This window comes from Virgisporangium aliadipatigenens, assembly GCF_016863615.1.
Classification (GTDB): domain Bacteria; phylum Actinomycetota; class Actinomycetes; order Mycobacteriales; family Micromonosporaceae; genus Virgisporangium; species Virgisporangium aliadipatigenens.
Window position 1 is genome coordinate 297,183 of sequence record NZ_BOPF01000012.1, and the last position, 8,995, is coordinate 306,177.

Here is an 8,995-nt window from a genome sequence, read left to right on the forward strand (position 1 = left end):
CCGGCCTGTGTACTCCTACCAGCAGATGGCGTATGAGACGAGACCCCAGGGGGCTCCGAACGGGGCCGGTTCGGCCGCCTGCGCGTGCGCCTCGGTGATCGGGGCGTTCGGGTTCATCTGGTCGATGATCACGTTGCCGAAGGCGTTGTTCAGTTCGGCGCCGGTGCCGGTGAGCATCGTGCCGGCCGGGCACCAGCCGCTCCAGGTGTCCCGCGGCGACGCGACGCCGGGGCCCGAGCCGTTCGCCACGATCAGCGGGGCGGCGCCCGCGGGCACCGGTGCGCAGAGCGCGTAGCCGGTCAGTTCCCAGTTCGCCGCGTAACCGGGTGAGGCGTACGCGGTCAGGATCGAACCGATGATGCCGTTCGGCATGATGTCGTTGGGGAAGACCTGCCCGTTGCCGCCCCGCAGCTGGTAGCCGAGGCCGGTCAGCCGGGTGGCGCCCGGACAGAACGGCGTCATGCTCTTCGGCGAGACCGCGTTGTTGGCGCTGGTCGCCGCGACCTGCAGGACGGGGCCGAGCACCTGGTCGCACACCGCGATCGCCACCACGGTCCAGTTGCCGAAGTAGACGCCGTTCTCGTGGCCCCACACGGTCACGGTGCCGGCGCCGACGTTCGGGATGACGTCGGTCATGACGACGTTCCCGCTGCCGACCGTCTGCTCGATCCGGCCGCCGGTGCCGACCAGGGACGTGCCGGCGGGGCAGGTCGCGGTCGCGCTGTCGGACACCGGCGAGCCGCCGGTCGAGGAGTTGACGACGAGCACGGGTGCCGCGATCGCCTGGGCGGTGCCGCCGGTGCCGACCAGGACGGCCGCCGCCAGCGCGAGCGTGGCCGCACCGAACGTGGCCACGCGACGGGTCAACTGTTTCACGGATTCCTCCTTCGCCGCGCCGCCCACCGGGGATGGGGCGGCGCCGTGCGAACGAGGTTCCGGGCGGCCGTCACGGAACGGTCCGGGTCGCGTCACGGCCGCCGGGTGCCGGCCGCGGCGCGCCACGATCACACGGTGACGGTGCGGGCCACGCAGACCAGTTCGGAGGAGTGCGAGCCGACCACACCCACGTCGGCCGGCCGCGCCCGGAACCCCGGCAACCCGTCGAGCCCGTCCGAACCGTCGAGCACCCGCAGCGCCAGCGGCCGGTCGCCGGCGAGCACCAGCTTCAGTTCGATGCCCTCGGCCGGCACCCCGTGGTACTGGAACCCGAACCGGCCCGGCTCCTCGAGCCAGGTCGCCGTGTCGCGGCCGTTGACCGTGGCGCGCAGGACGCGCCGTTCGCCCACGGGTGCGTAGACGGCGACCATGCGCACCGTGCGCAACGGCACCACCCGCAGCGTGAGGTGGCGTTCGGCGCCGGCGGCGGTGTCGGACTCGACGCGCAGCTCCGGGGCGGGCAGGGACGCCGGCTGAGCGGGGCCGACCGCCAGCCGCCCGTCCGGCAGCACCGGGAACGCGGCGCTCAGGTCGGCCTCGCCGTCCAGGTAGCGGCCGGTCCACTCGGTGGGGGAGAGCTCCTCGCTGACCCAACGGGCGGTGCCGGTGTCCTTGTCCAGCGCGTACATCAGGTGGGAGGGCACCGGGTTGTCCGGGCCGGGGCGGTCGACCGCCAGGGCGGTGGACGTGGCGAGCACGGCCACCGCGAGCAGGACGAGCGCCGGAGTCGCCCCCAGAAGGCGCCGGCGCGGGGTTTCCACCGGGCGCCAGAGCAGCTCCAGCGCCGGCAGTCCGGCCAGCCCCAGGAAGACCGCGAACACCACCGGCGCGGCCGGCGTGGAGATGCCCAGCGCCGGCAGGAACAGGTAGACGATCGGCGCCAGGATCAGCACCGCCACGAACGGGCCGCTTGCGCGCAGCGCCACCCGGGCCCACGCCGGTCGCGCGTACAGGCCGCCGATCAGCGCCGCCGCGCCGAACAGCGCCGGCAGGGCGGTCAGGTACGAGCCGCCCGGCACCACGGCCGCCATCACCACCCCGAACACCGAGAGCAGGCCCAGGGCGCCGATCGCCAGCGGCACCGGCCCGATCCGGCGGCGCAGCAGCGCGTACCAGCCGAACAGCGCCGCCGCGCCGAGCGTCAGGAAGCCGATCCGGAACCACCCCGGATGTCGCGGATCGACGACGACGCGATAGTCGGGGCGCAGCTCACCCAGTTCCCACGACAGGAGCTGGACCGCGACGACGGCGATCACCACCGGGACCAGGGCGAGGCCGGCGGACGCCAGGGTCCTCGGGTAGGTCGTCAGCCCGCGGCGGCGCGCCAGGTGGGTCAGCAGCCCGACCGCGACCAGCGCCAGCACGGCGAACGGCCACACCAGGGCCGCCGGGTAGCGCGCGAGCAGGCCGCCCGGCAGCGGGAAGTACGTCGCGTCGCCCGACGCGGGCCGGCTCAGCGGCCCCAGATCCGCCCGCCCGAACGCCCGCACCAGCGCCAGCGCGTTGTCGCCGTGATGCTGCAGGCTCGCTCGGGACATGCTCGCGGCGGTGTCCTGCGGCGAGTGGTAGGCGTAGGCGCCGTCGATGTAGGCGGCGTTGAGCCCGGTGAACCGCTCGTGCTTGAGGAACGGCGTGAAGTCCGTGTCGTTGGAGAGCAGCCGGTACACCTCGACCGCCACGCTCGAACCCACCGGATGCGGCGCCTGCGCGAAGACGTCGATCAGCCGCGCGTTGCCCCGCGACGTCTCGAACATCACCACCGGCCCGCTGCTGCCGCGCGCCTCGAGATTGAGCACCACCGCGCGGTCCCGGCCCAACGGGTGCAGGTCGGCGAACGCCTCCGCGCCGTTGAGCCCCGCCTCCTCGGCGTCGGTCAGCAGGAACACGATCTCGTTGCGCGGTGTGCCGGCGGCCGCCATGATCCGCGCGACCTCCAGGATCGTGGCCGTGCCGGCGCCGTCGTCGTTCGCGCCGTGGCTCACCTGAACGGCGTCGTAGTGCGCCACGATGATCAGCCGCCCGGTCGAACCGGCGCTGCCCGGCAGGCGGGCGATGACGTTGCGCACCCGGGCCAGGTTGCCGTCGCCGAAGCGCGCCGCGCTCACCCCGGTCGTCTCCTGCGTCTCGACCCGCAGCCCGTAGCCGGTCAGCGTCGCCACCAGGTACTCGCGCACCCGGTCAGCGGCCGGACTGCCGGTGACGTGCACCTCCTCGGAGATCCGCCGCACGTGGCGGAACGCCCGCCCGGCCGAGAACTCGTCGGACGCGGCGGACTCCGGCCGGGGCGCCGGCGGCGTGACGCCGTACACCGCCAGCGCGGCGACGGCCACCAGGAACGTCAGGACGGCGGCGGCGACCCAGGGCCGGCGCGCCACCGCGGGAAACGAGCGGTCGGGCACGTGCGCAGCATATGAGCCGGCCTCGTCTTCGGGGCGGTCGCGGTCCCGGCGGGTTCGGGACCTATGGCCCTGACCGCGGCCGACCCGCCCGGCCAGAGTGGTTGGACCACGCACGTTCGGGAGGGGCACGGTCATGGCTGTTCACATCGCGGGTCCCGGGGTTCGCCACGACCCGGTCCAGCAGGCGCTCACGGGAGCCGCGGTCAACGCCCTCTCCGCCCCCTCGGTCTTCAACACCCAGCCCTGGCGCTGGCACATCGCCGGCGACACCGCCGAACTGTGGGCCGACCGGAGCCGGCAGCTGACCACGGTCGACCCCGACGGGCGGCTACTGCTGATCAGCTGCGGGGCGGCGCTGCACCACTTCCGGACCGCGTTCGCCGCCCGGGGCCGCCGCGCGGCGGTGGAACGCCGCCCCGACCCGGCCCGCCCCGACCTGCTCGCCGTGCTGCGCGGCGGCGACATCACCGAACCCGACCCGAGCGACGTGCGGCTGCTGCGCGCCATGTCGATCCGGCGCGCCGACCGGCGGCCGTTCGCCGACCGGCCGGTGCCGCTGGCGGCGTTCAACCGGGTGCGCGCGGTCGACGTGCCCGGGGTCCACGTGCACACGGTCCGGCCGGAACAGGTCGTCACGCTCACCGTCGCCGCCGGGCACGCCGCCGCGCGGGAGCTGTCCGACGAGGCCTACCGGGAGGAGTTGCGCGCCTGGCGCGAGCGCGGCGAGAACGGCGTCGGCGACGGCGTTCCGGCGTCGAGCGCGGGACCGCGGGCGGGCCGGCCGGTGCCGGTGCGCGACTTCGCGGCGGCCGCCCCGGACGCGCAGACCCTGCACGACGCGGTGTCGGACGGGGACCGGTTCGCCCGGTATCTGATTGTGTGGACGGACAGCGACGGGCCGGCGGCGTGGCTCGCGGCGGGGGAGGCCCTGTCGGAGGTGCTGCTGCAGGCCGCCTCGGAGGGGCTGGCGGCCTCGCCGATGAGCGATCTCGTCGAGGTGCCGGCCTCGCACGCGCTGGTGCGCGAACTGCTCGGCGGGATCGGTTACCCGGCGATCGCGGTGCGGGTGGGCGTGCCGGCGAGGGAGGGGCGGGTCGGGTCGACGCTGCGCCGTTCGCCGACGGCGGCGATCACCGTGGAGTCCTGACCGCCGGGTCGCCAGGGGGACAGCGCGGGCCCGTGGCAGACTACGCCGTGCGAATCGATCTCGTGGCGCTCGTGGTCGCCGACTACGACGCCGCCATCCGCTTCTTCGTCGACGCGCTCGGCTTCGAACTCGCCGAGGACTCCCCGTCCACGACCAACGACGGCCGCCCCAAGCGCTGGGTCGTGGTCCGGCCGCCGGGCGGCGGCACCGGGATCCTGCTCGCGCAGGCCGACGGGGAGCACCAGGTCGCCGCGATCGGTCAGCACGCCGGCGGCCGGGTCGGGATGTTCCTGCGGGTCGACGACTTCGCCGCGCAGTACGAACGGATGGTCGCCGCCGGGGTCGAGTTCGTCAGCGAGCCGCGGGTGGAGCCGTACGGCAGCGTCGCCATCTTCCGCGACATCGCCGGCAACCGGTGGGACCTGCTCGGCCCCGCGTAGAAACGTTCGGAGCGTCCGGAACGCGCTATCGACCCCCGTGACTGACGGCTACGGTGGGCGCGTGACGGTGATCGGTACCGGACGGCTGCGGATGCTCGGGACCCTCGAGTACCGCGACGGTGACGCCTGGGCGCCCGTTCCGCCCGGCCAGCCGCGGACCGTCCTGGCCGTGCTGATGATCGAGGCGGGCCGGACCGTCTCGGCCGACCGCCTCGTGGACGAGATTTGGGGGGAACGCCCACCGCGTGCCGCGCGCAACGCCGTGCAGGGCTACGTCATGCGGCTGCGCCGGCTGCTCGGCGACGGCTACGCACTGCTCAGCAGGGACCGCGGCTACGCGATCGATCTGGCCGACGACGACCTCGACGCGTCGGTGTTCGCCCGCGAGGTGGAGATGGCGCGGCGGCGGCTGCTCGACGGGGACCTGCGCCGCGGCGCGGGCATGCTCGCCGACGCGCTCGCCCTGTGGCGCGGGCCGGCGCTGTGCGACGTGCCGGCGGGGCCGACGGTGACCGCCGAGTCGGCCCGGCTGGAGGAGGCGCGGCTCGTGGCCGTGGAGGCCCACCTCGGCGCCCGGCTCGACCTCGGCCAGCACGCCGAGATCACCACCGAGCTGCGGCGCCTCGTCGACGCCCACCCCCTCCGCGAGGAACTTCGCGCCAAGCTGATGCTCGCGCTGTACCGGGGCGGGCGGCGCGCCGACGCGCTCGCCGCTTACCGGGAGGGGCGCGAGCTGCTCGATCGGGACCTCGGTCTGGAGCCCGGGCCGCGGCTGACCGGCCTGGAGCTGGCGATCCTGCGGGACGCGCCGGAGCTGGCCGGGCCGGAGCGGGACGCGGGGCCGATCGTGGTGCCGGCGCAGTTGCCGTCGCCGGTGGCGGGGTTCACGGGGCGGGCGGATCAGCTCGCCCGCCTGGACGCCCTTCTCCCGCCGGCCGCGCTCGTGCCGTCCGCGGACCCGCCGCCGGTCGCTCTGTCGCCGACCCGCACCGCGTCGCCGGGCGGGACGGGGTCGGCCGGTGGGCTCACGCCGGGTGGGGCGGCTTCCGGCGTGCTGGCGTCGGGGCGCGACGGGGTGACCGTCGTCAAGGCTCCGGAGCCGGGGCTCACCATCGCCACCGTGGTCGGCACGGCCGGCGTGGGCAAGAGCGCGCTCGCCGCGCAGTGGGCGCACCGGGTGCGCGCGCTGTTCCCGGACGGGCAGCTGCACGTCAACCTGCGCGGCTACGCGGCCGGGCCGCCGCTTCCGCCGCTCGAAGCGCTGCACCAGTTCCTGTCGGCGCTGGGGGTGGCCGCCGACCGGCTGCCGGTCGATCTGGACGAGGCGGCGGGGCTGTTTCGCAGCCTCACGGCGGGGCGCCGGATGCTGCTGCTCCTGGACAACGCGTGCGAGCCCGCGCAGGTGCGGCCGCTGCTGCCGGGCGGTGCCGGTTCGATGGTGTTGGTGACGAGCCGGGACGAGCTGGGCGGGCTGATCGCCCGCGACGGTGCCGTGCGCCTGGCGCTGTCCACGCTGACCCCGCAGGAGGGGCGGGCGCTGGTGGCGGGCCTGCTGCCGGCCGAACGCACCGCCGACGCCGCCGCCGTCGACCAGCTCGTCGCGCTCTGCGGCGGGCTGCCGCTGGCGTTGCGGATCGCCGCCGCCAACCTCGACCTGCAGCCGCGCCACACGATCGCGGACCACGTCGCCGAGCTGCGCGGCGACCGCCTCGGCGCCCTCGCCGTGGCCGGTGACCCGCAGGTGGCGGTGCGGGCGGCGTTCGACCTGTCGTACGGCGCGCTGCCGCTGGGCGCACGGCAGCTGTTCCGGCTGCTGGGACTGGTGCCCGGGCCCGACATCGGGGTGGCCGCGGCCGCCGCGCTGGCCCGCACGACGGTGGCGGGTGCCCGTTCCCTCCTGGGCGAACTGAGCCGCGCGCACCTCGTCGAGGAGCACGCACCGGGCCGGTACGCGATGCACGACCTGCTGCGCCACTACGCCGCCGCGCGCGCCGCCGACGAACTCACCGAGGCCGGCCGGCGGGTCGCGCTGGCCGGCTTCTTCGACCACCACCTCGGCACCGTCGACGCGGCGGCCGCCCGCCTGTACCCGGACAAGCTCCGCCTTCCCCGCCCCACGCCGGCCGAGGGCACCACGCGACCGACGCCGCCCGAAACCGGGTCGCGCGCGGTGGCCGATGACGGGTCGGTGCGCCCGGCGGGCGGCGCGATCGCGTTCGACGATCACCGGCGGGCCCGGGAGTGGCTCGACACCGAGCGGCCCAACCTCCTCGCGATCCTGCACCATGCCGCCGACCACGGACCGCCGCAGGTCGGCTGGTGGCTCGCCGACGCGCTGCGCGGCTACTTCGACACCAGCATGCGGCTGGTCGACTGGCGGGCCGCCGCGCTGGCCGGGCTGCGCTGCGCCGAGGCCGACGACGACGTGCGCGCCCGGGTGGCGATGCGCCTGTCCGCCGCGGCCCTGCACTGGAAGCGGGCCCGCTACACGCAGGCGCTCGACGAGTACGCGGCCGCCGCGTCGGCCAGCCGGGCCGCGGACTGGGCCGACGGCGAGTCCGCGGCCGTCGGCAACGCCGGTGTCGTCTACCAGGAGCTGGGCTATCTCGAACGGGCCGCCGAGTCCTACACCCGCGCGCTGACGATCAACGAGCGCACCGGCTGGCGGCCCGGCCGCGCCAACGGACTCAACAACCTGGGTGAGGTGCTGCGCGGACTCGGCCGGCTCGACGAGGCCACCGCCTGCTGCGCCGAGGCGCTGGAGATCTTCCGCGCGACGGGTTCGCGGATCGGGGAGGCCGGTGCGGTGACCGCGCTCGCCGCGATCCACCGCGACGCGGGGCGCCTGCCGGAGGCGCTGCGCCTGGCGCGGGAGGCGGCCGTTCTCGCCGGCGAGGTCTTCGACCAGCGTCAACAGGCCGACGCCCTGAACACCCTCGCCTCGATCGAGTGCCTGCTCGACCACTTCGCCGACGCGCTGCGCCACCACCGGGCCGCCCTCGAACTGGCGCGGGAGTTCGACAGCCCGTACACGGAGGCGCAGTCGCTGGTGGGGCTGGCGCTGGCGCACCACGGCGCGGGCGAGTCCACCCCGGCCGTCGACGTGGGTGAGGAGGCGCTCGCCGCGGCGCGCCGCGCCGGTTCGGTGGTGCTGGAGAGTGACGCGCTGGCCGCCCTGGCGACCGTCCACAGGGGACGGGGCGACACCCGGGCGGCCGTCGCGTCGGCGCGCGCGGCGCTGACGGGCTACCGGGAGGCCGGCCACCCGCTCGGCACCGCCCGGGCCTCGGACCTGCTGCGCGAGCTGGCCGAACGCGCTACCGCCGCACGCGGTAGCGCAGGTGCGTGACCCGGTCGCCCGCCACCACGTCGTACGGCCCGTCGAGCAGCACCGGCGCGGTGCCGAGCCCGGAGAAGAACGGCGTCCCGGCGCCCAGCAGCACCGGCACCAGGTCGATCCACACCTCGTCGACGAGCCCGGCGTCGAGCGCCTGCGACGCCATCCGGCCGCTGTTGAGCCCGACGCCCTTCTCCCCGGCCAGTTCGCGGGCCTTGGCGACGGCGTCCTCGATGCCGGTCGTGACGAACGTGAACCACTCGCCCTCCTGCTTCCACCCGTCCGGAACGGTGTGCGTCAGCACCACGGTCGGCACGCCCATCGGATGCTGACCGCCCCAGGCGTTCGTGAAGTCCCACAGGTGCCGGCCGACGACCAGCGCACCGGTCATCCCGACGATCTCGCGCCAGTGCTTCGCGCTCTGCGGCGTCGCCCGGAACGTCATCTCCGGGTTGGCCGTCGGCAGCTCCACGTCGCCGTTGGTGTACCAGGCGAACAGGTGCTCGAAGCCGCTCTCCTGCGGGCCGGCGACGTAGCCGTCGATCGACATGCTCGCGCCGGTGTAGACCTTGCCCATCGTCGTTCCCCTCTCGGTGTGTCCTGCGTTCTCGGCGGGGACGTCGGAGCCGCCCGACCCGACTCGACACGCGTCCCAGAATTTTCCGCGCGAACCCGAAACCGGAGGGCGGACTCCGCTTTCAGATGGCGAAAATAGGGTCCGCCCGCTCCGACACAC

6 protein-coding genes are annotated in these 8,995 nt (G+C 75.3%); 3 read left to right on the forward strand and 3 right to left on the reverse strand.

The features are described 5' to 3' along the window. Window positions 1-15: 15 nt before the first annotated feature. Window positions 16-876, reverse strand: a complete 861-nt coding sequence (locus Val02_RS18730) for a hypothetical protein (RefSeq protein ID WP_203900381.1) — start codon at window positions 874-876, stop codon at window positions 16-18. A 128-nt stretch (window positions 877-1,004) separates the two neighbouring features. Next, a complete protein-coding gene (locus Val02_RS18735; protein WP_239153145.1) occupies window positions 1,005-3,335 on the reverse strand; it encodes a M28 family peptidase in 2,331 nt (776 codons plus the stop codon). A 133-nt stretch (window positions 3,336-3,468) separates the two neighbouring features. On the opposite strand from Val02_RS18735, the gene Val02_RS18740 reads away from it, so the two are divergent. The 3 genes from Val02_RS18740 to Val02_RS18750 all read left to right on the forward strand — a co-directional run bounded on the left by Val02_RS18740 (window position 3,469) and on the right by Val02_RS18750 (window position 8,271). Then, window positions 3,469-4,482 (forward strand): Acg family FMN-binding oxidoreductase, encoded by a 1,014-nt coding sequence (locus Val02_RS18740; protein ID WP_203900383.1) that lies wholly within the window; start codon window positions 3,469-3,471, stop codon window positions 4,480-4,482. A gap of 47 nt (window positions 4,483-4,529) precedes the next feature. After that, the gene (locus tag Val02_RS18745) at window positions 4,530-4,922 is read left to right on the forward strand and encodes a VOC family protein (RefSeq protein ID WP_203900384.1); all 393 of its coding nucleotides are present in this window, start codon (window positions 4,530-4,532) and stop codon (window positions 4,920-4,922) included. 61 nt (window positions 4,923-4,983) lie between these two features. Then, window positions 4,984-8,271 (forward strand): AfsR/SARP family transcriptional regulator, encoded by a 3,288-nt coding sequence (locus Val02_RS18750; protein ID WP_203900385.1) that lies wholly within the window; start codon window positions 4,984-4,986, stop codon window positions 8,269-8,271. Here the strand turns inward: Val02_RS18750 and Val02_RS18755 are convergent. Beyond that, entirely contained in the window at window positions 8,240-8,836 is a 597-nt protein-coding gene (locus tag Val02_RS18755) for a dihydrofolate reductase family protein (protein ID WP_203900386.1), read from the reverse strand. The two genes, Val02_RS18750 and Val02_RS18755, sit on opposite strands and share 32 nt — an antisense overlap. Between the last annotated feature and the right edge of the window lie 159 nt (window positions 8,837-8,995).